Annotated in this window: 20 protein-coding genes; 9 read left to right on the forward strand and 11 right to left on the reverse strand. The window is 61.9% G+C overall.

Annotated elements, in window-relative coordinates; genetic code table 11:
- Positions 1-270 precede the first annotated feature (270 nt).
- Positions 271-1,566, forward strand: a complete 1,296-nt coding sequence (gbcA, locus tag DTP52_RS20950) for a glycine-betaine demethylase subunit GbcA (RefSeq protein ID WP_109755040.1) — start codon at positions 271-273, stop codon at positions 1,564-1,566.
- 108 nt (positions 1,567-1,674) lie between these two features.
- Here the strand turns inward: gbcA and DTP52_RS20955 are convergent, their stop codons facing one another.
- The 10 genes from DTP52_RS20955 to DTP52_RS21005 form a co-directional block, all read right to left on the reverse strand.
- Positions 1,675-2,919: a metallophosphoesterase gene (locus tag DTP52_RS20955; protein ID WP_109755041.1), complete on the reverse strand. Its 1,245-nt coding sequence runs from the start codon at positions 2,917-2,919 to the stop codon at positions 1,675-1,677.
- 27 nt (positions 2,920-2,946) lie between these two features.
- Positions 2,947-4,815 (reverse strand): hypothetical protein, encoded by a 1,869-nt coding sequence (locus DTP52_RS20960; protein WP_109755120.1) that lies wholly within the window; start codon positions 4,813-4,815, stop codon positions 2,947-2,949.
- 157 nt (positions 4,816-4,972) lie between these two features.
- Complete coding sequence (locus DTP52_RS20970) at positions 4,973-8,425, reverse strand: GMC oxidoreductase (protein ID WP_109755042.1); 3,453 nt, start codon at positions 8,423-8,425, stop codon at positions 4,973-4,975.
- A gap of 997 nt (positions 8,426-9,422) precedes the next feature.
- Positions 9,423-9,989: a GNAT family N-acetyltransferase gene (locus tag DTP52_RS20975; protein ID WP_109755043.1), complete on the reverse strand. Its 567-nt coding sequence runs from the start codon at positions 9,987-9,989 to the stop codon at positions 9,423-9,425.
- Positions 9,990-10,321: 332 nt separating this feature from the next.
- Entirely contained in the window at positions 10,322-11,092 is a 771-nt protein-coding gene (locus DTP52_RS20980) for an electron transfer flavoprotein subunit beta (protein ID WP_109755044.1), read from the reverse strand.
- Positions 11,093-11,107: 15 nt separating this feature from the next.
- The gene (locus tag DTP52_RS20985) at positions 11,108-12,328 is read right to left on the reverse strand and encodes an electron transfer flavoprotein subunit alpha/FixB family protein (protein ID WP_109755045.1); all 1,221 of its coding nucleotides are present in this window, start codon (positions 12,326-12,328) and stop codon (positions 11,108-11,110) included.
- Positions 12,328-14,277, reverse strand: a complete 1,950-nt coding sequence (gene dgcB, locus DTP52_RS20990; protein WP_109755046.1) for a dimethylglycine demethylation protein DgcB — start codon at positions 14,275-14,277, stop codon at positions 12,328-12,330. Before dgcB ends, DTP52_RS20985 begins: the two co-directional genes overlap by 1 nt.
- A gap of 169 nt (positions 14,278-14,446) precedes the next feature.
- Entirely contained in the window at positions 14,447-16,507 is a 2,061-nt protein-coding gene (dgcA, locus tag DTP52_RS20995; protein ID WP_109755047.1) for a dimethylglycine demethylation protein DgcA, read from the reverse strand.
- Between the two features lie 15 nt (positions 16,508-16,522).
- Positions 16,523-17,053 (reverse strand): 4-vinyl reductase, encoded by a 531-nt coding sequence (locus DTP52_RS21000; protein ID WP_003177589.1) that lies wholly within the window; start codon positions 17,051-17,053, stop codon positions 16,523-16,525.
- A gap of 79 nt (positions 17,054-17,132) precedes the next feature.
- Complete coding sequence (locus DTP52_RS21005; protein ID WP_030139307.1) at positions 17,133-18,110, reverse strand: dipeptidase; 978 nt, start codon at positions 18,108-18,110, stop codon at positions 17,133-17,135.
- 235 nt (positions 18,111-18,345) lie between these two features.
- On the opposite strand from DTP52_RS21005, the gene DTP52_RS21010 reads away from it, so the two are divergent.
- The gene (locus DTP52_RS21010) at positions 18,346-18,747 is read left to right on the forward strand and encodes a lysozyme inhibitor LprI family protein (RefSeq protein WP_109755048.1); all 402 of its coding nucleotides are present in this window, start codon (positions 18,346-18,348) and stop codon (positions 18,745-18,747) included.
- Between the two features lie 57 nt (positions 18,748-18,804).
- Positions 18,805-19,221: a DUF3010 family protein gene (locus tag DTP52_RS21015; RefSeq protein WP_109755049.1), complete on the forward strand. Its 417-nt coding sequence runs from the start codon at positions 18,805-18,807 to the stop codon at positions 19,219-19,221.
- 155 nt (positions 19,222-19,376) lie between these two features.
- Here the strand turns inward: DTP52_RS21015 and DTP52_RS21020 are convergent, their stop codons facing one another.
- Positions 19,377-20,336 carry a GlxA family transcriptional regulator gene (locus DTP52_RS21020; RefSeq protein WP_109755050.1) on the reverse strand — a complete coding sequence of 320 codons (960 nt, stop codon included), beginning with the start codon at positions 20,334-20,336 and terminating at the stop codon, positions 19,377-19,379.
- 193 nt (positions 20,337-20,529) lie between these two features.
- On the opposite strand from DTP52_RS21020, the gene DTP52_RS21025 reads away from it, so the two are divergent.
- From DTP52_RS21025 to DTP52_RS21050, 6 genes are all read left to right on the forward strand, one after another.
- On the forward strand, positions 20,530-21,474 hold the full coding sequence (locus tag DTP52_RS21025; protein WP_109755051.1) for a choline ABC transporter substrate-binding protein: 945 nt from the start codon (positions 20,530-20,532) through the stop codon (positions 21,472-21,474).
- A 70-nt stretch (positions 21,475-21,544) separates the two neighbouring features.
- Positions 21,545-22,432 carry a 3-keto-5-aminohexanoate cleavage protein gene (locus DTP52_RS21030; protein ID WP_109755052.1) on the forward strand — a complete coding sequence of 296 codons (888 nt, stop codon included), beginning with the start codon at positions 21,545-21,547 and terminating at the stop codon, positions 22,430-22,432.
- 158 nt (positions 22,433-22,590) lie between these two features.
- Entirely contained in the window at positions 22,591-23,556 is a 966-nt protein-coding gene (locus DTP52_RS21035) for an L-carnitine dehydrogenase (RefSeq protein ID WP_109755053.1), read from the forward strand.
- 165 nt (positions 23,557-23,721) lie between these two features.
- On the forward strand, positions 23,722-24,198 hold the full coding sequence (locus DTP52_RS21040) for a thioesterase family protein (RefSeq protein ID WP_109755054.1): 477 nt from the start codon (positions 23,722-23,724) through the stop codon (positions 24,196-24,198).
- 20 nt (positions 24,199-24,218) lie between these two features.
- Complete coding sequence (locus DTP52_RS21045) at positions 24,219-25,382, forward strand: gamma-butyrobetaine dioxygenase (RefSeq protein WP_109755055.1); 1,164 nt, start codon at positions 24,219-24,221, stop codon at positions 25,380-25,382.
- 381 nt (positions 25,383-25,763) lie between these two features.
- Positions 25,764-26,027, forward strand: coding sequence for a hypothetical protein (locus tag DTP52_RS21050; protein ID WP_109755056.1), 264 nt, complete (start codon positions 25,764-25,766; stop codon positions 26,025-26,027).
- The last annotated feature ends 16 nt before the right edge of the window (positions 26,028-26,043 follow it).

The following is a 26,043-nucleotide window of genomic DNA, read 5'->3' on the forward strand; positions in this document are numbered from 1 at the left end:
CCGACTGCCGGCCTTCATGATGGCGATTGTGCGCAGGCGCCTGGGTGACCATTTACCTATCTGCGACATTCACATACTTATCGCGACCAGCCCCCAACTACCGGGGCTAGCGCGTCGGGAACAGATTGGGCCATGTCGCCCATGGATAAGGTTGCGCCCCTGCGCGGCCCCACACTCGCCTCAACAGACAAACACAATTTTCTGCCTTGCGTAGCACAACCGATCAGCCACTTTTTTGATGGTCACGTAGAGGGCCATGAGGATAAAACGATGGACGTCACCACCACCCTGAGCCTGGGCGATCCGCTGGAACCCGCACGCAAGGCCACCGCACAGATGCTGCAGGAGCGCGAGCGTACCTTCTCGCTGCCACAACCGTTCTACTCCGATGAGCGCCTGTTCGATATCGACATGCAGGAAATCTTCCAGAAAGAGTGGTTGATCGCCGGCATGACTTGCGAAATCCCGGCCAAGGGCAACTACCTGACTCTGCAAGTCGGCAAGAACCCGATCATCGTCATTCGTGGCGCCGACGGCGTGGTGCATGCTTTCCATAACGTCTGCCGCCACCGTGGTTCGCGGCTGTGCACCAGCGACAAGGGCAAGGTCGCCAAGCTGGTCTGCCATTACCACCAGTGGACCTACGAGCTGGACGGTCGTCTGCTGTTCGCCGGTACCGAGATGGGCGCCGACTTCGACATGAAGCAGTACGGCCTCAAGCCCGTGAACGTGAAGACCTCTGGCGGCTACATCTTCATCAGCCTGGCCGAGAACCCGCCGGCCATCGATGACTTCCTGTCGACGCTGAACCATTACATGGAACCGTACGACATGGAGAACACCAAGGTGGCGGTGCAAACCACCTTGATGGAAAAGGCCAACTGGAAACTGGTGCTGGAAAACAACCGCGAGTGCTACCACTGCGGCGGTTCGCACCCGGAACTGCTCAAGACCCTGCTGGAATGGGACGACGTCACCGACCCACGCGCCGACCAGGCGTTCAAGGACCATGTGGCCGCTTCCGCCGCCGCCTGGGAAGCCGAGAAGATCCCTTACGCCCACGCCAGTTTCGGCCTGCGTAACCGCATCGTGCGCATGCCGCTGCTCAAGGGCACCGTGTCGATGACCATGGACGGCAAGCAGGGCTGCGCCAAGCTGATGGGGCGCATCAAGAACCCGGACCTGGGCTCGATGCGCATCCTGCACCTGCCGCACTCGTGGAACCACTGCATGGGCGACCACATCATCGTGTTCACCGTGTGGCCGATCAGCGCCCAGGAAACCATGGTCACCACCAAGTGGCTGGTGCACAAGGACGCGGTCGAAGGCGTGGACTATGACGTGGCACGCATGCGCCAGGTCTGGGACGCCACCAACGACCAGGACCGTCGCCTGGCCGAAGAAAACCAGCGCGGTATCAACTCCACCGCCTACCAGCCAGGCCCGTACTCCAAGACCTATGAGTTCGGCGTGGTGAACTTCGTCGACTGGTACAGCGAGCGCATGCTCAACAACCTCGGGGCCGAACCGGCACCTTACCTCAAGGGTGTTCCAGTCCAGGGCTGACAACTAAAAGCATCGCGAGCAGGCTCGCTCCCACAAGGGATCTTTGGCACACCGAAGATCAAATGTGGGAGCGAGCCTGCTCGCGATAGCGGTCTCCCATTCACCCGATTACTGTGAAGACCACCGCACCGAACCATCCTCCCCATAAAACGTCTCGACAATCTCCTCCCCTTTCAGTTGCACCTTCACATACCCATTCAACACCCGCAGCGGATACGCCTCGTCTCCCGCCAACTGGGTTTCCGACCACAACACCCGCACATGCCCGTTCAGCTCGCTGGTGGTGCCATAGGGAATCGCCCCGTGCCCAGCGCAACGCGCATGCAATCCGCCTTGCGGCGCATAGCAGATGCCGTTGTGCAGATGCCCCCAATACCAGTAATCCGGCTCGCGCCCCAGGGCGTCGCACACCGGTTGGTAAAGTGCAGTCTTGTTGTGCCCGGAAATATCGAAGCCCTGGTGATGACTGAGCACCATCAGCTTCTTGCGCTTGGGCAGGGTTTTCATCCACTCGATCTGCTGCGTATTGAGAGTGCCGTCCATGTACAGGTTCATGGCGTCCGAGGCATAGGCAGTGTCCAGGCCGACCACGAGCCAGTCGTCGTTGTACAAGGCGAAGTAGCTGGTGCCTTGTTGCACCGGGAAACGCTTGGCCAGTTCCTTGAAATAACCGTGGGCACCGCTGTACATCTCGTGGTTGGAGTTGAGGGTGAACGAGCCCTGCTTGCCCTGGGGCCAGCCGGCCATGTCGACGTCTTCCTGGGAATGGGTCCCGGCGTAATACACATCGCCCAGGTGGATGGTGAAATCGGCCTCGGCCAGCTGCATCTGATTGGCCACGGCCACCGCCGGTGCGTGACTGTCGAAAGGCCCGGTGCCCCAGTCGCCGGCAATGGCCAGCACCACGTCGCTGTCCATTTTCACCAGCGCCGGGTTGGTGGCGAACGTTGCGTGATGGCGCAGGTTCTCGATCCACTTGAGCAGCGCCTCGCTCCACAACAGGTCCAGCAGTTCCCATTTGCGACAGCCGAGCAAGGTGCCGTCCTTGAGTACCTGAGTAGGGAGCTCGGCGACGGTTTGCGGCAAGGGGCTGGGATTGCCGATCTTGAGGATCGACAAGCCATGGGCCAGTTCCCACGGTACGGCCGGTTCATCGTCCGGCAGCTCACCATGCTTGATGACGTATTGCGCCTGGTCGTGACCTCGCTGCAGCAGCTTGACGATGGCCTCGAACTCTTCGGGTTCGAGCTCGTTGACGAGTTTCTGCCAGGACATTTCCAGCCGCGTGACCAACCCGTGCAGGCGGACCTTGACCTTGTCGAACTCATGTTCCCAATGGTGCAGTAATGACATGTGAACGCTCCTTCGCAATGCCCCGGGCTACAGGGTCTTCATGAATTCGATCAGGGCTCGCTTGTCGACGTCCGACAGCTGCGTGCCATACAGGTGGCCGCCGTTGTGGTTGCCTTCCAGGCGGGTGTCGTATTTGAAATCCGCCGACGCCTTCATTTGCGCGCCGCTGGTGATGAAGCCGACCTTCTCCTGGTCGTAGATGTCGGAGCCGGTGTAGAACACCTGCGGACGTTGTTCCGGCGCTTGCAGCAGATCCCACAGGGTCGGCACCGAGCCATTGTGCAGGTACGGCGCACGCAGCCAGATGCCGTCGGTAGGCGTGTTGCTGTAGTTCTGGGTCTTGCGGTAGGCGCCGAAGTCGAACGGTGGTTTCTTGAAGCCGTGGAACGCTGCCACCAAGCCCGTGGTGAAGGAGTTCAGGCGATGGGGATCGGTGCCCAACTGGTCGATGTTGGTAGTGACCTGGCCGGTGTCGCTGCGGCCGAAGTCATGGCAGCCGGCGCAGTTTTTCTCCCAGATCGGCTTACCTTGGGCGACTTTGGCCTGGTCCAGGGCGAACGGCCAGGCCGGGGCCTTATGGCCCAGCAGCCAGTTGGTCACCCGGTTGAAACTCGGCGGCAGCACCGATTCCGGCGTTGCGCCCACGGCCATGGCCGCTGCGTAGTTGCGCTCGTGGATCTTGTTGTTATTGCCGTCCCAATGCAGGTACATCGACTCGCGGGGCTTCTGGTTCCAGACCTGCGGCAGATCCACGGTGCCGATGGTGGAGTCATCCGGGAAGCCGAACACCACCATTTTGGTCGGGTTGAAGGTGTCGGTCCGCCCAGGGCCTTGGGCCGGACGCAGTTTCTGCCAGGCGTAGGACTGCTTCTGCTTGAGCAGCGCGCTCTTGGCCATCGGGATGATCAGGTAACGGTTGTAGAGCTTTTCGAAAAACCCCAGTTGGAACTTGCTGTTGATCGCCGCCATGACCGCATCGGGGGTGAATTTCGGGTCGCTGGCGCAATCGTAGGCGAACCACTGGAAGGCTTGCAGTTGCAAGGTATTGGCCGGCGCGCTGGCGACCGGAATCGCTACGTCACTGGCATTGGCCCGGTAGGAACCGGTATGGCACAGAGCGCAGTTGGGCTCCACGGTGGGGTAGCCGAGCTGCCGCTTGGCCATGCCGATGGGCAGGTCGTTGCCGTTTTCATAGAGGAAACCGAACACCTCGTAACCGCCCGGCTTGGGCAGTTTTTCCGGGCACATCTGCGGCAGTACGGCAAACAGGTAATAGGGAATCCGCGCCTCGATGCCCAGGCCGATGGCGGCGTATTTGTAATGGTCTTCGTCTGAGGCGAAGTCCGGTTGCGGCACTTCCCGGATCATCTGGTACCAGGTCTGGTAGCCAATGAAACCCAGCAGCGCTACCACCAGCAACGTGCCGACCTTGAATCCGTGGCTCTGCCAGCGCAGCGCCCAACCGGCGCGCCATTCCCGCCACCCGGCGCAAAGCAAGGCCAGCGGACGATTGACCTTCGGGCTGCCCAGGTACAACAGCACGCCCAGGATCAGGAACATGCTCAGGTCGCCCATCAACATCGGCACGAACAACGAGCCCTGGTTGTTGGTGTTGATCAGGTAGATCCAGAACACCACCGCCACCAGCCGCGACAGCACGCACAACCACGAATGCACCACGAAACGTGGCGCGTTGAACCCCGAGGGCATGTAGAACAGGCTGATCCCCACCAGCAACATGCCGGCGTTCTCCAGCCAGGGATCGGACAATACGGGTGGCAGGCCGATCATGGACGTCAGCAACGCCGGCGCGAACAGCGCCGGGATCGCGAAGAACATGTTCATGACAATCCCGACCCAGATGATGCGTTGGAACCAGCGGATGTAAGTGTTCATGGGCATCCTTTTTCCTTATTCCTGACTCGCCACAAAACCCATGTGGCGAGGGAGCTTGCTCCCGCTGGGCCGCGTAGCGGCCCCCAAGACTTCAAAAGCGACGACTGCTTCGCAGCCGAGCGGGAGCAAGCTCCCTCGCCACGGGTCAGTCGCGACTTCAGCCCAACGCGGTCTTCTCCAGGTGCCCAAGGATGATCGGATACACATCCACCACCGCATCCTTGCCGAACATGCAGTCGATGTGACCGTACCCCGGCACTTCATGGCGGCTGAACAACTGCGGGCCATGCATCTCGCACAGTCGCTCGTAGGTCTTGAGGGTGCTTTGCGGCAGGTAGCACTGGTTGTCGGCGCCGCTGATGAAGCAGATCGGCAGCTTCAGCCGATCGAAATGCGGCATGTAGACGTCATTGCCCTTGAAGTCCACCAGATGCCCCTTGCGCACGATCAGCGCCAAGTGCTCGAAGGTCTGAATGTTCGACTCGCCGAACAACTCATGCAGGTTGTCGTGCAGGGTTTCGTTGAGGGTGTCGTGGCGGTACAGCGACGCATACATGAAGGTGATGCGATGGCAGACCGGGTTGGTGCAATAGCCCTGGGCCTCGATCCGGGCATAGCCGTTGAGGGCCTTGTCGTAGAGTTTGTTGAACCAGCTTTCCTTGGTGTCGGCGTAGGCCGTGAGGGACTTGATGCCGATGGCATCGAGCATCCCCGGCAAGTGCAAACCGGCCTTCAACCCGGTGGCGGTGGCGACCACCGTGTCGGCGGCGATCTGCGAGCAAACCACCGAACGCACCCCTTGCAAGCCTGCCAGCATCGACATGAAGAACGTCGTCGCGCCATAGCAATGCACCACGCACTGCACGTCACGGGCCAGGGTCGCTTGCTGGATCTGCTCGATGGCGGCCTTGAAATCGTACTGGGCCACCTGGTCGCCGTTCCATTCATGCTTGCTGGCCGGCAGCAGGATACTCACGCGCAAATCCAGCAGCCAGACGTCGTACTCGTACTTGCACAGGTACTCCAGCAGGTTGGTGTGGATGGTGTCGGTGGAGAAAATATTCGAGCCCACGCCCAGGCCATGGACCAACATCACCGGGCCTTTGGTACCGGCCTGGTAACGGGTCAGGCGCAACTCGACGTTGTCTTCGGTCTGGAAGAAATGCACCACCGGTGCCGGCGCAACCAACGGCCGTTTCAAGCGGGGCGGCGCATCCGGGTTGAAGTAGACGTCGCCGGCGAAAACCCCGCCGTAGCTTTCCCACAGGATCCCGGCGAAGAACTTGCCGAACCGCGCCAGTGCCTCCACACGCTCACGCTCGTTACGGGCGTTGAGCACTTTCATGGTGGTCATCTGCTTGGCGAAGTCGGCCGGCAGAATGTGCATCACCCCGGAGCCGATCACCGCGCCGGTCTTGTCCGGCCCGCGATAGAGCGTGACGTAAAGGGTGCTGGTGTCGTGCCAGATGTTCAGCACACCGTTGTCCTCGGGCACGGTCTTGAAGGCGCTGAAGTAATAATCGCTGCCGTCTTCGGCGGTCAGCTTCATGTCGTAGTTCATGTGCCGCACGCCAACCTGCTCCTGGTACTGCTCGAACAGATTGAATACGCCGTTGCTGGCGACCAGCGGCTGCGACGACAGCAGCGGTGCATCGAGGGTGCCCACCAGGGTCGCGGCGTGCTCCGGTTCCTTGATCAGGCGATTGAGGTCGGCGGCAGTGATGGTCAGGGTGAATTCGATCGGCGAGTTGTCGGCCTTGCCCCGCTTGGCCGCCGCTTCGTACAGGCTGAGGTCGGTGCCCTGGGCTTGGGTGAAGGCGGTAGAAAAGTAGCCCTTCATGGTTTCGGTGAATTGCACGCCGAGTGTCGGCGCCGCCACGGGTTTGCTCGGGGCCGAGGGCAGCGTGTAGTCAATGATCCAGCCCCGATCCGCCGCCAGCAGTCCCATGTTGCGCTCGCTCACCGCCGAGATGGTCAACAGTGGGTTGACCGCCAGGGACGTCGGGATCACTGCGCCGTCGCTCACGTACAGGCCTGGGTAGACATCGGTACCGCTGGCGCCACTGAACACCTGGCCCTTGTGGTTGACCACTCCTTGCGTCGCATCTTCGCCCATCACACAACCGCCCAACGGGTGGACCGAGACGATGCTGTGCTTGAGCAGCTTGGTCCAGATCGGATTCTCGACCCAGATCCCACCCAGGGCCTTGGTGCTCTGGTGCAGGCGTTCATTGCCGAGGGTGACGTTTTCCTGTTCGCCGACGCCTGGCCAATCGATGCGCAGTTGGTCCTTGTTATCGAGCAGCATGCGGCCCTTGGCGTTGTCATGGCTCATGATCAGGTAGGTCTGCATGTTATGCAGCGCACCATGGTAGGGGCCGCGCAGGAAACTCTCGGCTTCCCGGCCCTTGTACTTGAGGCTGGCACCGAAGCCGGTATCGGTGGGCACGCCGATCATCCCGGCGAATGCCGCCATGCTCGGCACCATGGCTGAGCCAAGGGCACCGGGAATCGAACCTTCCTCGATGACCATGCGGCTGCGCCAGTCGCCTTCGGTACGCATGTCGATGATTGAGGTAATGCACGGTCCCACCGGTTCCAGCTCCTTGGCCGAATGGGCGCCAAAGCCGATGCCGTTGATGACCTGGTCGCAGTTGTGGCCGAAACCGAGGATGTCGCCATTGCCGCTCATGTTCTCGCCCAACTGGCTGGACATCGACAGGCCCTTGTCTCGCGAGCGCAACATGATTTCGGTGGAACCCAGGGTACCGGCGGACACCACCACGATATCGGCCCGCACGAACAGGGTCGGCGCCGAGAACATCTCGCGGCCACTGTCCAGGTATTGGAAGTGCACGATCCAGCCATCGCCGTCGCGTTCCAGGTGCCGCACCTCGGCCTGGCAGAAAATCTCTGCGCCGTGGTTCCAGGCATCCGGCAGGTAGTTCATCAGCGTGGTGTTCTTGGCCTTGTTGTTACAGCCCGAGACGCAATCGCCACAGCCATTGCAGGGCAACTGTTCGACGCCGACGTGGTTGAGGTTGTTGGGCAGCTTGTCGAAGGTCACGTTGATCGGCGGCTTGTAGAAATGCGCGCCTTGCTTGAGGTAGTCGGCCGACTTCTTGTGGGCGTCGAGCTTGGGCAGGTTCGGCTGCGAAGCCGGATAAGGATTGGGCTTGAGCATCTCCCGGGCCCGGGCGTAGCCGTCCTTGAGCAGCGTGTCGCGGTGTTCGCGCACCGCCTGGGGCCAGCGCGGGTCCTCGAACACACCGGGCTCCGGCTCCAGCGCAACGTTGGCATTGATCAGCGAAGTGCCGCCCAGGCCACAACCGACCACCACGTTCTGCTGGGCGTTGACGTGCAGGTCGAACAGCCCGGTACGCGAACCGATGTGCCCATCCGGGTCGTGGACTTGCAGTTCCTCGGTGGCCGCCACCAGGGTGTTGGGGTATTCGCCGGGCTGGATTTCCCGGCCACGCTCCAGCAGGCAGACCTTGCGCCCGGCCCTGGACAGGCGCGAGGCAGCAATGCCACCACCGTAGCCGGAACCGATGACGATCACGTCGTAGTGCTCCTGGATATCACTGATGGGGGTCGAGATCCGTGTCATGTTCAAGTCCTCTCAGGCAGATGGGGCAACTCTGCGGTTGCCTGCAAATCGACAGGCGCACGAACGCCTGGCCACCGTCCCTTGCAGGGTCCGGCGGCAGTCAGCGGTGCTACAGGGGGAAAACCCGGGCGCTATAGACGCGCACGCTGATTGGCGGCGCGTCGATGAATGCGTTTATGTAAAGAGGTGGGAGATGCCGGGACACAGGTCACCGGTGAGAGCGGGTGCAAGCGGGGGGCCTTGCTATCCATCATGTGTTCTCCCTGAACCTGATGTGGATAAAGTGCGATGTCCTTGTGCCATGGAAGTGAAGACAGCCGACAGACCCTCGTCAAGGGTGTGCCTTAGAACTGTATGAAATTTGATCTATCGCGATTTGCGCTATGCAAACCGTGGCTTGTAGCGTTCGGCGAACAAGTTATCCACACGACCACCCACAGCAAATGGGGACAAGTGTGGGTATGCCCGGTATTTTTTCAGCGACAAAGTGAATAAAAACCGTGACTTATGGACAATGATGGTTTTTCCGGGCTGCCGGTTGCTTTTTGATCAATTGCCTGCAAGCCTTTCCCAACAAGGCCTTTAGAGGTAAGCGAACACCTTATCCACAGAAGAGCCAACAGTGTTTGGGGGTAATTTTGACGATTCTGTGGAAAACCCTTTGGACGGCTTGTAAAGCGGGGTTTTCCCGGGGTTTTCCTGATAAAAACGGCCAATCGATCATTTTATGATCAATCCACTGAACGCCCCGGCCCGTATGGCTTGCAGCGTAGAGCGAACATCTTATCCACAGAAGCGCCAACAGAGATTGGGGGCAAGTTGGTGCTGGAACTGCCTCTTACTCACAGATAAAAACCAATAAAAACCGTGGGTTAGGCTGACTGTTTTTTGAGCGAAGGCCTGCAGGGCCTGATTTGCATGGGGTGCAGCGAGGGGCGAACAGGTTATCCACAGAGGCGCACACAGGGATTGTGGGTAAGCAATCCTCCTGTGGGTCTCAAGGCCGATGCATGAGGTACGCCTCCCCCGTCACCCGAATCATTGGATGCGGGACAACCTGACAGGTCTTGACGATGCCAAAGCCATGGCGCTCATAGAACCGGCGGGCGCCGGTATTCGCGGCGTAGTCGATCAGGCTCAGGCCGTTGAGCGCCAGTTGATCGGCCCGCTGTTGCGCCCGTTCGAGAAAGCGCGCGCCGAGGCCCTTGTTGCGCCAGCCTTCATGCAGGGCCAGGCTTGAAATGTAGAGGGTATCGGGGACTTCCATGTCGGCGTAGGGCGCCAGGATCGGATCGGTGGTGGGAGTTGCCAGCGGATCATCACGTGTCACATAACAATGCATCATGCCGATGACCCGTCCGCCGGCTTCTGCGATAAGGCAGTTCTGATAGGAAAAATCGACATCCTCGCGGGCATAACGAGCAGCACCCACGTCCAGCAAGTCCTGCCCTGGCTCCGCTAATTGGCTCCAGATGTAATCCGATGCGCCCTCTGAGGAAATCCGGAACAAACGAGCGATCTCCCGGGTATCCGTGGGCAAGGCTGGACGAAATTCAACTTCCATTGATATGGCTCCTTTGGCTGACAAGCGGTTTTCTTACGCGCAGGTTTGAGGCGCGGCAACACGTCGGGACAGCGGTTTTATGGCTGGATGTTGCGGCAGGTCAGGTTGATCGTTTTTTAAGCGAAGGCTCGAAAGGCCTGATTGGCGCGGTGTCCGGGTAGGACCGAACAGGTTATCCACAGAGGCGCGAACAGGGATTGTGGGTAAAAACCGCAACACCTTGTGGGAGTGAGCCTGCTCGCGATGAGGCCATGCCAGTCAACATGGATGTGAATGTAAGACCGCTATCGCGAGCAGGCTTGCTCCCACAAGGGTTTGTGGTGAGCCTGGATTTAGCGAACCACCCCTTCCTCCACCAACAACTTGAGAATCGCCTCGGCCCCCGCCTCCGCGCTCACGCCCTTGAGCACTTGCCCGCCTCCGCCACTGGCCTTGGCCGTGGCGGCTTTCATGCGGTCGGCGCCGCTCTTGGCCTTGATCACTTTCAAGCGTTTGGGCCGTGGTTTGGCCGGTTGCAGGGTTGCCACCGCCAGCAGGGTGTCGTCGATCACCTCGACTTCCTCGGCATGCAACGCCCCACGCCGGGCCGGGCCGTAGGCGCTTTGCCGAGGTTTTGGCGCAGCGTTATCCACAGTGGCCAGAAACGGCAGGCGCACTTTGAGGCGTCGGCGTTGCCCACGCGGCAAGGCTTGCAGCACCAGGGCCACGCCGCCGTCGATGGACTCGACCTGAGCGAGCCCAACCACCAGCGGCCAACCCAGATTCTCGGCCAGCAGGAACGGCAACATGCCCGAGCCTTCGCCGGTTTCCGCCTGGCTGCCGGTGAGCACCACTTGGGCGCCGGCGTCACGCAGGTAGTCAGTCAGGGCTGGCAACGCATCAGCGCCGACGGGGTTTTCCAGGACGTGGAGTTCGTCCAGGCCCATGCCCAGGTAAGCCCGCAGGGCCGGTTCGGCCACGTCGCCTGCGTGCAGCACTTGCAGGTCATTGCCAGCCAGTTGCAGGCCCAGCTCCACGGCCCGGGCGTCCTGTTCGGCACGGCGGGGCCGACCGGAGGTGGGGTGAGCGCCGATGGACACCAGGCTGATCACTTGAGTACTCATGATTGAATCCTTAGCTTAAGCCGCATCGCGCTTGGCTTCGTTGCGGTAAGCCTCTACCGCCGCGATCAAGGCCTGGAGAATCGCCGCGCTGTCGCCGATCACCGACAGGTCTGCCCGTTTGATCATGTCGCAGCCCGGGTCGAGGTTGATCGCCACCACTTTGTCGCAGGCACCGATACCTTGCAGGTGCTGGATCGCCCCGGAAATCCCCACGGCCACGTAGACCCGCGCCGTGACCCAGGTGCCGGACGCGCCGACCTGACGGTCGCGAGCCATGAAGCCGTCGTCCACCGCCACCCGCGAAGCGCCTTCGGTAGCGCCCAGGGCCGCAGCGGTCTTGTGGAAAAGCTCCCAGTCCTTGACCCCGTTGCCGCCGGAGAAAATGAATTCGGCCTCGGCCATTGGGATCGCCCCCGGGTCCACCGCCACCGCGCCAAGATCCTCGATGCGCGACAAACTGCGCGCCACGCTTGTGGATAACTCCACCGGCAGGGCTTCGTGACGGGTTTCGCTGACCGGCTCGGCGCATTCGGCCGCTGCCAGGATCAAGCGCGCCAAGGGTCGGGCCAAGTCTTGCAGGCCCGCGCCGGCACGGCCGATGCATTCCTCGCCCTTGACCTGCCAGACCCGCGTCGCCGGGCGTTCGCCCAGGGCCGCGGCAAAACGCCGGCCCAGTTCGCCGCCACCGGTGCGGCTGTCGGGCAGCAGCCAATGGCGTGGGTTGAATTGGTTATCCACAGCCCGAAGGCCTTGCACCCGTTGTTCCGGTGCATAACCGCTGAATTCCTCGCCTTCCAATACCAGCAAGCGGTCGACACCGGCCGTGGCGAAGGCGTTTTCCTTGTGCTCGCCGAACACCACCGCCAGCACCGCGCCTTCCGCGCCGGCAAGCTGATGGGCCAGGCCCAACAGGTCGCGGTCGTGGCTGCTGAGACGGCCACCGACCATGTCCGGAACGACACAAATGTGGAACGCCGGTTGCGGTACTTGATGCAGCGGCAGTTGCACTTCGGTGGCGGCGGTACGTTTGGTCGCCCCCCCCTGCTGGGCACCGCTACGGTCGATGCGCTTGATGCCGTTGGGGCCGATGAAACCGACGCCATGAACGTTCTTGCGAATGACGCCGTTCGGCCCCATCCAGCTGTGCTGTACCGGTTGCATGGCCGCATGCAACGGGTGCAGGCGGTTGCGGGCGATCCACTCGGCGCGAGGGTCGCGGCGGATGATGTCGCTCATTAATGCACCTCCGCGGGTTCACGTTTGGCTGGGGCCACGGGCTTGCTCTGGGCCGCGTCTTCCAGCAGCGCATCGGCCACCAGTTCGGCGATGTCCTTGATCATCGGTCGAGGTTCGACCACACCTTCAAGCATCGCGGTGCATTGTGGACAACCCACGGCCACCAGCTCGGCACCGGTTTCGCGGATGTCTTCCATGCGCATGTCGGGGATCCGCTGCTTGCCCGGGATGTCGGTGATCGGCGCACCGCCGCCACCGCCGCAGCAACGGGAGCGGAAACCGGAACGCTGCATTTCCTTGACCTCGATACCCAGCGAACGCAGTACTTGGCGCGGCGCCTCGTATTCGCCGTTGTAGCGGCCCAGGTAGCACGGGTCGTGATAAGTCACGCTGTCGCCCTTGTGCTGGCCAAGGTTCAGCGCGCCGGCGTCGATGATTTCCGCCAGGTAGGTGCTGTGGTGTTGCACCAGGTAGTTGCCATCGAAGGCGCCGTATTCGTTTTTCAGCACGTGGAAGCTGTGGGGGTCGCAGGTGACGATGCGGTTGAAGCTGTACTTGGCCAGGGTCTGGATGTTGCGTTTGGCCAACAGCTGGAAGGTCGCTTCGTCACCCAGGCGCCGGGCCACGTCGCCGCTGTCGCGTTCTTCGAGGCCAAGCACGGCGAAGTCGACTTTCGCGGCTTTGAGCACTTTGACAAAGGCGCGCAGGGTGCGTTGGTTGCGCATGTCGAAAGCACCGTCGCCAACCCAGAACAGCACGTCGGTGGATTTCTTTTCGCTAAGCAGATTGAGGTTCAGGTCCGCCGCCCAGTTCATCCGTCCGCCCGGGGCGAAGCCGCCCGGGTTGTCGGTGGCGATGAGGTTTTCCAGGACCTCGGCGCCCTTGTTCGGCGTCGCGCCTTTTTCCAGGGTCAGGTGCCGGCGCATGTCGACGATGGCATCGACGTGCTCGATCATCATCGGGCATTCCTCGACGCACGCCCGGCAGGTGGTGCAAGACCACAGGGTCTCGGCGTCCACCAGGCCGTTGACGATCGGCTGGTGCGGATTGCCGCTGTGTTCGCCCACCGGTTTACCCGGATACGGGCTGCCGGCGAATTTCGCATCGGTGCCGCCGGCCAGGCCGACGACCATATCCTGGATGAGTTTCTTCGGGTTCAGCGGCTGGCCGGCGGCGAACGCCGGGCAAGCAGCCTCACACTTGCCGCACTGCACGCAGGCGTCGAAGCCCAGCAGTTGGTTCCAGGTGAAGTCCTTGGGTTTTTCCACACCCAGCGGTGCGGCGGGGTCGTTCAGGTCCAGCGGCTTGAGACCGGTGGAACGGCCACCGCCAAAGCGCTCGGCACGGCGGTGCCAGGCCAGGTGCAGGGCCCCGGCGAAGGCGTGCTTCATCGGCCCGCCCCAGGTCATGCCGAAGAACAATTCCGAGACGCCCCACAGCACACCGACACCCAGGATCGCCGCCACCAGCCAACCGCCGAAGTTCTCCGGCAGGATGCCCGCCACCGGCAGGGTCACCAGGAAGAATGACGCCGAGAAGGCCAGCAGGCTTTTCGGCAGGCGCATCCACGGTCCCTTGGACAAACGGGCCGGCGGATTGCGTCGACGCAGGTAGACGAAGATCGCACCGACGAACATCACCGCCGACATCAACAGCAACGCGTAGCCGAGCCAGCGGTTATGCAGGCCAAAGCCGTGGACCAGGATCGCCAGCACCACCGACGCCACCGCACCACCGGCCGTGGCCACGTGGGTATTGGCAATGTATTTGTCCCGCGCCACCACATGGTGCAAATCCACCATGTAGCGCTTGGGCATGGCGAAGAGGCCGCCGATCAGGTCGACCTTGGCCGGTCGGCCCCGGCGCCACATGTTTACCCGCCGCAAGGCGCCGAGGACAGCGAGGCCCAGGGCAGCGAACAGCAGGATGGGGAGAAGGGTGTTCAGCATGGTGAAGCTCCCAAAGACCTCAGGTCTTGCAGGCACAGAAACCTGGATGTCTTGCTCGATTCCTGTGGGAGCAAGGCTTGCCCGCGATGCAGTCGACTCGGTCAGTCAGATGCTGCGCGTCGCATTTTTCGCGGGCAAGCCTTGCTCCCACAGGGTTATCCACAAGCCGTTAGAAATCCTTGCACAACCGCAGGGCGTCGTAGATGGCAGCGTGGGTATTACGCTGGGCCACGCAGTCGCCGATGCGGAACAGCAGGTAGCCCTCGCCGCTCTGCTCCAGGCACGGTTGGGGCTTGATCGCGAACAGGGCTTCGACGTCGATCTGGCCCTTGTTGCGCGACCCTTCCTTGAGCGCGTAGTAGATTTCTTCGTCCGGCCGCACGCCGTTTTCCACCACCACCTGGTCCACCACACGTTCTTCCTTGGCACCGGTGTATTCGTTCTCCAGCACCGCCACCAGCTTGTCGCCTTCGCGGTAGACCTTCTCCAGCATCATGTCCCCGGTCATGATCACTTCCTTGGGGTACATGCTGCGGTAGTAGGTAGGGAACGACGTCCCGCCAATCGCCACGCCCGGCTTGATGTCGTCGGTGACGATCTCGACCTGGCTGCCCTTGTCGGCGAGGAAGTCGGCCACCGACATGCCGGTGAACTCGCAAATGGTGTCGTAGACCAGCACGTTCTTGCCTGGCGCGACCTTGCCGTCGAGCACGTCCCAGCTGCTGACCACCAGCCCTTCGGCGGCGCCCCAGTGCTCGTTCTGCTCCAGGTTCGGATGCCCGCCGACAGCCAGTACCACCACATCTGGACGCAGGTCCATGATGGTCGCCGCATCAGCCGCCACGCCCAGGCGCAGGTCGACTTTCAACCGCGCCAGCTCCAGTTGGAACCAGCGGGTGATACCGGCGATCTGGTCCCGTTGCGGAGCCTTCGAGGCCGTGGTGATTTGCCCGCCGATGAATTCTTTCTTCTCGAACAGGGTCACGTCGTGCCCACGTTCGGCGGCCACACGCGCCGCTTCCATCCCGGCCGGGCCGGCACCAACGACCACCACCTTGCGTTTCGGCCCGGTGGACTTCTCGATGATGTGCGGCACGCCCATGTATTCACGGGACGTCGCGGCGTTCTGGATGCACAGCACGTCCAGGCCCTGGTACTGGCGGTCGATGCAGTAGTTGGCGCCGACGCACTGCTTGATCTGGTCGATCTGGCCCATCTTGATCTTGGCGATCAGGTGCGGGTCGGCGATATGGGCGCGGGTCATGCCGACCATGTCGACGTAACCGCCCTCCAGGATCCGCGTGGCCTGGTTCGGGTCCTTGATGTTCTGCGCGTGCAGGACCGGGACCTTGACCACTTCCTTGATACCGGCGGCCAGGTGCAGGAACGGCTCCGGTGGATAACTCATGTTCGGGATGACGTTGGCCAGGGTGTTGTGGGTGTCGCAACCCGAGCCCACCACGCCGATGAAGTCCAGCATGCCGGTGTCATCGTAGTACTTGGCGATCTGCTTCATGTCCTCGTGGGACAAGCCGTCCGGGTGGAATTCGTCACCGCAGATGCGCATGCCCACGCAGAAGTCGTCACCGACCTCGGCACGCACGGCTTTCAACACTTCCAGGCCGAACTTCATCCGGCCTTCGAAGGTGCCGCCCCATTCGTCGGTACGCTTGTTGACCCGCGGGCTCCAGAACTGGTCGATCATGTGCTGGTGCACGGCGGACAGTTCGACACCGTCCAGGCCACCGGCCTTGGCCCGGCGCGCCGCCTGGGCGTAGTTGCCGATCACCCGCCAGATTTCTTCCGGCTCGATGGTCTTGCAGGTGGCGCGGTGCACTGGCTCACGCACACCGGATGGCGACATCAGCGTCGGCCAGTTGAAACCATCCCAGCGCGAGCGCCGGCCCATGTGGGTAATCTGGATCATGATCTTGGCGCCATGCTTGTGCATGGCGTCGGCCAGGTTCTGGAAGTGCGGGATGATGCGGTCAGTGGACAGGTTCACCGAACTCCACCATTCCTGCGGGCTGTCGATGGCGACCACCGACGAGCCACCGCAAATCGCCAGCCCGATGCCGCCCTTGGCCTTTTCTTCGTAATACTTCACGTACCGGTCGGTGGTCATGCCGCCGTCGGTGGCGTAGACCTCGGCGTGGGCGGTGCTGAGCACGCGGTTGCGGATGGTCAGTTTGCCGATCTGGATCGGCTGGAACATTGCTTCAAAAGCCATGGCGCAATCCTCGACTTACAACGGCTTGACGATGAACAGGCCGTCGTCGTGGCCTTCTTCGGAACCGCCATAGACCTGTTCGGCCACGGTGCGGATCTTGCTGCCGCGAGCGGCCAGGATCTGGTCCATGGCGCCGGCGAACCAGCCGGTGAACATGTAGTCGACCTTGCGCCCGACCTTGCCGTACACATAGACGAACGCCGAGTGTTCGAGCTTGACGCTGGCGGTGCCTTTGTCCAGGTCGATGTCCTGGATCTTGAACAGACCCCAACCACGCTGGGACAAGCGCTTCATGTAGTGCTCGAACACCGCGACACCTTCCAGGCCATGGCATTCGGCTTCTTTTTCACACCAGTGCCAGGCGGATTTGTAGCCGGCCTTGTAGAGAATCTCGGCATAGGCGTCGGCGCCCAGGACTTCCTCGATGCCCATGTGGTTGTTGACGAAGAAGTGACGCGGCACGTACAGCATCGGCAGGGCGTCGGAGGTCCAGACACCGGTTTCGCTGTCGACTTCGATAGGCAGTTGCGGGGCGATCTTGGCCATGAAAACTTGACTCCGGAAATTCGTGGTATTGCCTGCGGCGCAGAGGGCCGCAGGTAGAGGATTAGCGGTGCGGTGGCGGTTACTCGCCCCAGACGTCCTTCAAGACGTTGACCCAGTTTTCGCCCATGATCTTGCGCACCACCCGCTCAGGATGGCCGCGCTTGAGCAGCGTCTCGGTGAGGTTCGGGAACTCGCCCACGGTGCGGATGCCCAGGGGGTTGATGATCTTGCCGAAGCTGGTCAGACGACGGGCGTAGCCCTTGTCGTGGGTCAGCATTTCGAAGAAATCCTGGCCGTGGCCCTGGGTGAAGTCGGTACCAATGCCGATGGCGTCTTCGCCGACGATGTTCATGGTGTATTCAATGGCTTCGGCGTAGTCGTCGATGGTCGAATCGATGCCCTTGGCCAGGAACGGCGCGAACATGGTCACGCCAACGAAGCCGCCGTGGTCGGCGATGAACTTCAGTTCCTCATCGGACTTGTTGCGCGGGTGCTCTTTCAGGCCGGACGGCAGGCAGTGGGAATAGCAGACCGGCTTCTTCGATTCGAGGATGACTTCTTCGGAAGTCTTGGAACCGACGTGGGACAGGTCGCACATGATGCCGACCCGGTTCATCTCGGCGACGATTTCACGGCCGAAGCCCGACAGGCCGCCGTCGCGCTCATAGCAACCGGTGCCGACCAGATTCTGGGTGTTGTAGCACATCTGCACCACACCCACGCCGAGCTGCTTGAAGATCTCGACGTAGCCGAGCTGGTCTTCGAAGGCGTGGGCGTTCTGGAAGCCGAAGATGATGCCGGTCTTGCCTTGTTCCTTGGCGCGACGGATGTCGGCGGTGGTTTTCACCGGGATCACCAGGTCACTGTTCTCGCGGATCAGTTTCTGGCTGGCAACGATGTTGTTGATGGTGGCCTGGAAACCTTCCCACACCGACACGGTGCAGTTGGCTGCGGTCAGGCCGCCCTTGCGCATGTCTTCGAACAGGTCGCGGTTCCACTTGGCAATGATCAGCCCGTCGATAACGATGCTGTCGGCGTGCAATTCGGCTGGGCTCATCAGGCAGTCCCCTTTTGTCAGCGATTCATGCGCCGAATCGTGTGCCGGCGCTTTGGGGCCAGCATATGCCTGAGGGCCGTGGCGACCGGGTGCAAAAACGACAGGGGAATTGCCGAAAGCGTCAATCCGCGACAATGGGCTATGCCCGGCCCACCCTGCCCGTCTGTTCTTTACCCGACGCTTGCGCCAGAATCCGCTGCATCACTGGCTTTCACTGGACTCGAGCGGCGACGCAATGAAATCAATCTTCCTGGCTTTGGCACTGATCAGCACCGTCGCACACGCGACCGAAGACACCGAACCCAACCCCTGCGACGCCGTGGAAAACGACGTCCAGACCCTGGCCTGCTCGGCCTACGGCAAAACCGCCGCCGAACAACTGCTCAATGAAAACCTGCAAAGCCTCAACGAACGCCTGCAAACCCGCTACGCCAGCGACAAGGCCCAACTCAGCGACATCACCGCCAAGATCAAGAACGCCCAACAGCTGTGGCAAAAACAGCGCGACGCCGACTGCGCCATCGCCGCCTTCCCGGCCAAACCCGGCAGCGAAGCCTACAAAATCGCCGAAAACGACTGCATGGCCCAGGTGAGCGACGATCGGTCGGAGTTTTTGGAGTCGATAGGGCAGGAGTGATGCGTCAGGAGCCGTTCCGCGCGGTAAGCTGCGCGCATCATTGGTAAAGGGACTCACATGAAAACCTGCGGCATCGAAATCAAAGGCAGCGAAGCGATCATCGCCGTGGCCTCGCTGGATCAACAGACGCTGACCCATATCGTCCTCAACACCAAGAAAATCGCCCTGGACGACGATGACGAAGCCGCCAACGTCAAGGCCTTCGCCGCTCAGGTGCGGGCGTTCGTGGTGGATAACGGTATCGAACGCATCGCCATCAAGAAGCGCAGCAAGAAAGGGGAATTCGCCGGAGGGCCGACGACGTTCAAGATCGAGGGGGTTTTCCAGTTGCTGGAGGGCTGCGAGGTGACGCTGCTGTCGCCGCAGACCATCAATGCGCAGAGCAAAAAGCATGACTTCGCCCTGCCGGCGACGCTGAACAAGTATCAGCATGAGGCTTATAAGGCAGCATGTTCGGCGCTGGTGAAGAAATAGATCTTTCCAACCGGACACAGTACCTGTGGCGAGGGAGCACCCAGGCTCCTGAGCATCTTGGCCACCACCTCCAACTTCGAATCGGTGAGTTTTATACTCAATTATGACGACAGGTATAATTTATAGTCGCGAGCATAATTGAGTATAAAACCCTGTCAAACCAGCTCCCGTCCATCCCCCTGCCGCCGCCGATCCTCCCGTGGGCAGCGCGCGAACCGTGCCCGATAGCTGCGAGTGAAGTACGACGGTGACTCAAAACCGCAGGCAATGCTCACTTCCAGCACGCTCATGTCGGTCTGACGCAGCAATTGCCGGGCCTTTTCCAGGCGCAAGCGCAGGTAGAAATTGCTCGGGGTGTCGTTCAGGTGCAGGCGGAACAGCCGCTCGAGCTGGCGGCGGGTAACGCCAATGGACTCGGCCAGTTCAAGGGTACTCAGGGGCGGTTCGCTGTGAGTTTCCATCTCGCCGATGACGTGCACCAGCTTCTTGTTGCGAATGCCGTAGCGGCTGGCGATTTCCATGCGCTGGTGGTCTTTGCGCGGCCGGATGCGCCCCAGCACGAACTGTTCGCTGACCTGGATCGCCAGTTCCGAACCATGGGCCTGGCCGATCAGATCAAGCATCAGGTCGATGGACGCAGTGCCGCCGGCGCAGGTGATGCGGCGGCGATCGATTTCGAACAGTTCCTGGGTCACGCTGAGCTGTGGATAAGATTCCTTGAACGCCTCGATCGCTTCCCAATGCAAGGTCACGCGGTGCCCTTCCAACAGGCCCGCCTCGGCCAGGACCACGCTACCGGTGTCGATGCCGCCGAGGGTCACGCCTTCATTGTCCAAACGATGCAGCCAACGCTCCAGGGCCGGGGTGGCGAATTTCAGCGGTTCGAACCCCGCCACCACCCAGAGCGTCGCGCCCTTCTTCAATGGCTCCAGTGCAGCATCGGCGTTGACCGACATGCCATTGCTCGCCAGCACCGCCCCACCATCGGCGCTCAGCACATGCCAGCGGTACAGCTCGCCACGAAAACGATTGGCGACCCGCAACGGCTCGATGGCCGAAATGAAGCCGATGGCCGAGAAACCCGGCATCAACAAGAAGTAGAAATCCTGGGACATGGAGCGCACTCGGTTGACGGGCAGCGTGCGGACCTTGATACGCCAGTTGCAAGCGACGTTCAAGCGTACAGGTCGCTGCAGTGCAAGAGCACGTCGCCGCTGTGCGTTTTGCCCCGCCCGAGGCTGCGTAACTTGGCATCACCGGCGCGCAGACTCCGGGCCCCATAACAATAAGCTGCCGAGGAACCTGACAATGAAACGACTGATCAGCTACTGCGTTCTTGCACTCAGCGCTACCCAACTCCTGAGCCCGGCCGCCATGGCAGCCGAGCCCGCCGCGTGCCAGAACGTGCGCCTGGGCGTGGTCAACTGGACCGACGTCATCGCCACCAGCGCCCTGACCCAGGTGATGCTCGATGGCCTCGGCTACAAGACCAAGCAAACCAGCGCCTCCCAGCAAATCATCTTCGCCGGCATCCGCGACCAGCGCCTGGACCTGTTCCTGGGCTACTGGAACCCGCTGATGACCCAGACCATCACCCCGTTCGTCGAGGCCAAGCAGGTCAAGGTGCTGGAACAACCCAGCCTCAAGGATGCCCGCGCGACCCTGGCCGTGCCGACCTATCTGGCCGACAAGGGCCTGAAGACCTTCGCCGACATCGCCAAATTCGAAAAAGAACTGGGCGGCAAGATCTACGGCATCGAGCCTGGTTCCGGCGCCAACACCCAGATCAAGGCGATGATCGCCAAGAACCAGTTCGGCCTGGGCAAATTCCAGCTGGTGGAGTCCAGCGAGGCCGGCATGCTCGCCGCCGTGGACCGCGCCGTGCGCCGCAAGGAAGCCGTGGTGTTCTTTGGCTGGGCACCGCACCCGATGAACGTCAACGTGCAAATGACCTACCTCACTGGCAGTGACGACGCTCTCGGCCCGAACGAAGGCATGGCCACCGTATGGACCGTCACCGCGCCGGACTACGCCCAGCAATGCCCGAACGTTGGGCGCTTGCTGAGCAACCTGACCTTCACCGCCGAAGACGAGAGCCGGATGATGCAACCGCTGCTCGATCACAAGGACCCGCTGGAGTCGGCCCGGCAATGGCTCAAGGATCATCCGCAAGACAAGCAGCGCTGGCTCGAAGGCGTGACCACCTTCGACGGCAAGCCCGCTGCCGACAACCTGAAGCTGACCAGCAACTGATCAACCTTTATCCCCCTGCGCAGCACCCATGGCTGCGCAGTGACTCATCACGCCTGAAGGAATCCGCACCATGAACCACGACGTCATCATCACCTGCGCACTCACCGGTGCTGGCGACACGACCGCCAAGAGCCCGCACGTGCCGGTCACCCCGAAACAGATCGCTGCCGCCGCCGTCGAGGCGGCGAAGGCCGGGGCCACGGTGGTCCACTGCCACGTTCGCGATCCGCAGACCGGCAAGTTCAGCCGCGATGTGGCGCTGTACCGCGAAGTGATGGAGCGCATCCGTGAGGCGGACGTCGACATCATCGTCAACCTCACCGCCGGCATGGGCGGCGACCTGGAAATCGGTGCCGGCGAACGACCAATGGAGTTCGGCCCCAACACCGACCTGGTGGGGCCGTTGACCCGCCTGGCCCACGTCGAAGAGCTGTTGCCGGAAATCTGCACCCTGGATTGCGGCACCCTGAACTTCGGCGACGGCGACACCATTTACGTCTCCACCCCGGCGCAACTGCGGGCCGGGGCCAAGCGCATCACTGAACTGGGGGTCAAGGCCGAGCTGGAGATCTTCGACACCGGCCACCTGTGGTTCGCCAAGCAACTGATCAAGGAAGGCCTGCTGGACAACCCGCTGTTCCAACTCTGCCTGGGCATCCCGTGGGGCGCGCCGGCTGACACCACCACCATGAAAGCCATGGTCGACAACCTGCCGGCGGATGCCGTGTGGGCCGGCTTCGGCATCGGTCGCATGCAAATGCCGATGGCCGCCCAGGCGGTGCTGCTGGGAGGCAACGTAAGGGTCGGGTTGGAAGACAACCTCTGGCTGGACAAAGGCGTGCTCGCCACCAACGGCCAACTGGTGGAGCGCGCCAGCGAAATCCTCAGCCGCCTCGGGGCGCGGGTGCTCACCCCGGCTGAGGGGCGCAAGAAAATGGGACTGACCCAGCGCGGCTGACCAAACACTTATCTCCCCCTAGGGACACAACCTGTGGGAGCAAGGCTTGCCCGCGATGACGGTATGTCAGTCGACATCCCTGTTGAATCTACTGCCGGCATCGCGGGCAAGCCTTGCTCCCACAGGGGATCACCGAACTATTTTTTCAGGACATCACTATGAGCTTCATCACCGACATCAAAACCTTCGCCGCTTTGGGCAGCGGTGTGATCGGCAGCGGCTGGGTCAGCCGCGCCCTGGCCCATGGCCTGGACGTCGTCGCCTGGGACCCGGCACCCGGCGCCGAAGCGGCGCTGCGCAAACGCGTCGCCAACGCTTGGGGCGCGCTGGAAAAACAAGGCCTGGCCCCTGGTGCTTCGCAGGATCGGCTGCGCTTTGTCACGACCATCGAAGAATGCGTACGCGACGCCGATTTCATCCAGGAAAGCGCCCCCGAGCGCCTGGAATTGAAACTCGAGCTGCACGCCCAGATCAGCGCCGCCGCCAAGCCGAACGCGCTGATCGGTTCCAGCACATCGGGGCTGCTGCCGAGCGAATTCTACGAAGGCGCCACCCACCCGGAACGCTGCGTGGTCGGCCACCCGTTCAACCCGGTCTACCTGTTGCCACTGGTGGAAGTGGTGGGCGGCAAAAACACCGCGCCCGAGGCCGTGCAGGCGGCGATGCAGGTGTACGAATCCCTCGGCATGCGGCCACTGCACGTACGCAAGGAAGTACCCGGTTTCATCGCCGACCGCCTGCTCGAGGCGCTGTGGCGCGAAGCCCTGCACCTGGTCAACGACGGCGTGGCCACCACCGGCGAAATCGATGACGCGATCCGTTTCGGTGCCGGCTTGCGCTGGTCGTTCATGGGCACGTTCCTGACCTATACCCTGGCTGGCGGCGATGCCGGCATGCGGCACTTCATGGCCCAGTTCGGCCCGGCGTTACAGCTGCCGTGGACCTACCTGCCAGCGCCGGAGCTGACCGAGAAACTGATCGACGACGTAGTGGACGGGACCAGCGCGCAACTGGGCAGCCACAGCATTTCGGCCCTGGAGCGCTATCGTGATGATTGCCTGCTGGCGGTGCTGGAAGCGGTGAAGACCACCAAGGCCAAGCATGGAATGGCCTTCACCGAGTAACCCCTGGCTTTTTGGGGCCAGCCTATCTGGCCTCATCGCGAGCAGGCTCGCTCCCACAGGGGATTTTCTGGGTGAAATAATAGTGTTCACACCGCCAAATCCCTGTGGGAGCGAGCCTGCTCGCGATAGCGCCAGCCCAGTCACCTCAATTGTCGGACCTGAATCATGCCCACCCTCACCACCTACCAAACCCGCATCCTCCCGGAATGGGTCGATTACAACGGCCACCTGCGCGATGCCTTTTACCTGCTGATCTTCAGCTACGCCACCGACGCGCTGATGGACCGGCTCGGCCTGGACAGCCAGAACCGCGAGGCCAGCGGCCACTCGCTGTTCACCCTCGAACTGCACCTCAATTACCTGCACGAAGTGAAGCTCGACGCCGAAGTGGAGGTGCACACGCAAATCATCGGCCACGACGCCAAGCGCCTGCACCTCTACCACAGCCTGCATCTGGTCGGTGGCGATAAAGAGCTGGCCGGCAACGAGCAAATGCTGCTGCACGTCGACCTGGCCGGCCCGCGCTCGGCGCCCTTCACGGAACCGACCCTGGACCGCCTCAAAGCCCTGCTCGACCAACAAGCCGACCTGCCGACTCCGGCGTACATCGGTCGGGTCATCGCCCTGCCTCCCGCCCGATAAGCCTCGAACAGGAGATCGCCATGAACACCGCTGCCGCTTTTGCCGACTTCCGCCGTTATCCCCTGATCTTCGCATTGACCGCCGCAAGGCCCTTGGCCGACCGGGTGCAAGTCACCTGGGCCGACGGTCGGACCAGCCCCTTTCATCATCAATGGCTGCGGGACAACTGCCCTTGCCCCCAATGCGTCTACAGCGTCACCCGCGAGCAGGTGCTGGAGATCATTGATGTACCCGAAGACTTGGCACCCGCCGCAACCCGCCTCGACGACGAAGGTTGCCTGTGCGTGGATTGGCAGGACGGCCACCAGAGCCGTTTCGACCCGGGCTGGTTGCGCGCCCATGCCTACGACGACCAATCCCGGGCCGAACGCCTGGCGAACAAGCCCAAAAGCCAACTATGGCGACGTGATCTGCAATTGCCGGTATTCGACTACCGGACGCTGATGGACGATGCCGATGCCTTGCTGCAATGGCTGCTGGCGGTGCGCGACATCGGCCTGACCCAAGTGCGCGGCGTGCCCACCGAACCCGGTTCGCTGAAGCTGATCGCCCAGCGCATTTCGTTCATCCGCGAAAGCAACTTCGGCGTGCTGTTCAATGTGCAATCCAAGGCCGATGCCGACAGCAACGCCTACACCGCTTTCAACCTGCCGCTGCACAGCGACCTGCCAACCCGGGAGCTGCAACCGGGGTTGCAGTTCCTGCATTGCCTGGTGAATGACGCCGAGGGTGGCGAAAGCATTTTTGTCGACGGTTTCGCCATCGCCGAGGCCCTGCGCCAGGAAGATCCCGAGGCCTTTGCTGCGCTGTGCGAAATCCCGGTGGAGTTTCGCAACAAGGACCGCCACAGCGACTACCGCTGCCTGGCGCCGATCATCGCCCTGGATGCCCTGGGACAGGTTGCGGAAATCCGCATGGCGAACTTCCTGCGCGGGCCGTTCGACACCTCGGTCGAGCAGATGCCCAGGCTTTACCGCGCCTATCGCCGCTTCATCGCCCTGACCCGCGAGGCACAATTTCGTTTGGTACAGCGCCTCGAACCCGGCCAGCTTTGGTGCTTCGACAACCGCCGCACCCTCCATGCCCGCAACGCCTTCGACCCAGCCACCGGGGCCCGGCATTTCCAGGGGTGCTATGTGGATCGGGATGAGTTGTTGTCGCGGATTCTGGTGTTGCAAAGGTAGACCGCGTCATCGTTCATCGCGAGCAGGCTCGCTCCCACAGGGTTCTGTGCCGTTCACAAAATTCAATGTGGGAGCGAGCCTGCTCGCGATAGCGGTCTTTCCGGCAACCCATCTCCCCCCGATTCACCGAGGCAAAAAAATCCCCGATCAAGCCGTGACAGGATCGGGGCAGGTGCGTTACTGGAGGAGCTGTCGCGCGAGGGTGACCAAACCATCGTGAATCAGCTTGGAGTCAGTGTGCCCAGTCCAGGCCCGTGCAAGTTAGCCGAAAACGACGCCTCCATAGTCATTCATGACATGGCGACCATTTGCCCTTGCCGCCGCTTCGGGTGGCTACCAGAATCGAGACACGACCCCAATCCCTGAACAAGGAAAAGCGTCATGATGTACGCCGATTTGATCGACCAGGAAGACCTGCTGGGCCACCTCAAGGCCCTGGGGCTGCAAATACCCAGCGGCTCCACCGCCGAACAGGCGTGCGAGTGCGCGGTACGTGGGCTGGACAGGGCCCGCGCCAATGATTTGCGGCGCATGGTCAAGGACATGTACACCAGCAGCGCCACCATCCTGCCGGCTGTGCGTCAGGCGATCGATAAGCAGCTGTTGCCGGCTCTGATGGAGTATCAGCAGAACCACAGCGGCTGATAAACCAAATCGCGAG

It is taken from the genome of Pseudomonas sp. 43mfcvi1.1 (genome assembly GCF_900115935.1).
Classification (GTDB): Bacteria; Pseudomonadota; Gammaproteobacteria; order Pseudomonadales; family Pseudomonadaceae; genus Aquipseudomonas; species Aquipseudomonas bijieensis.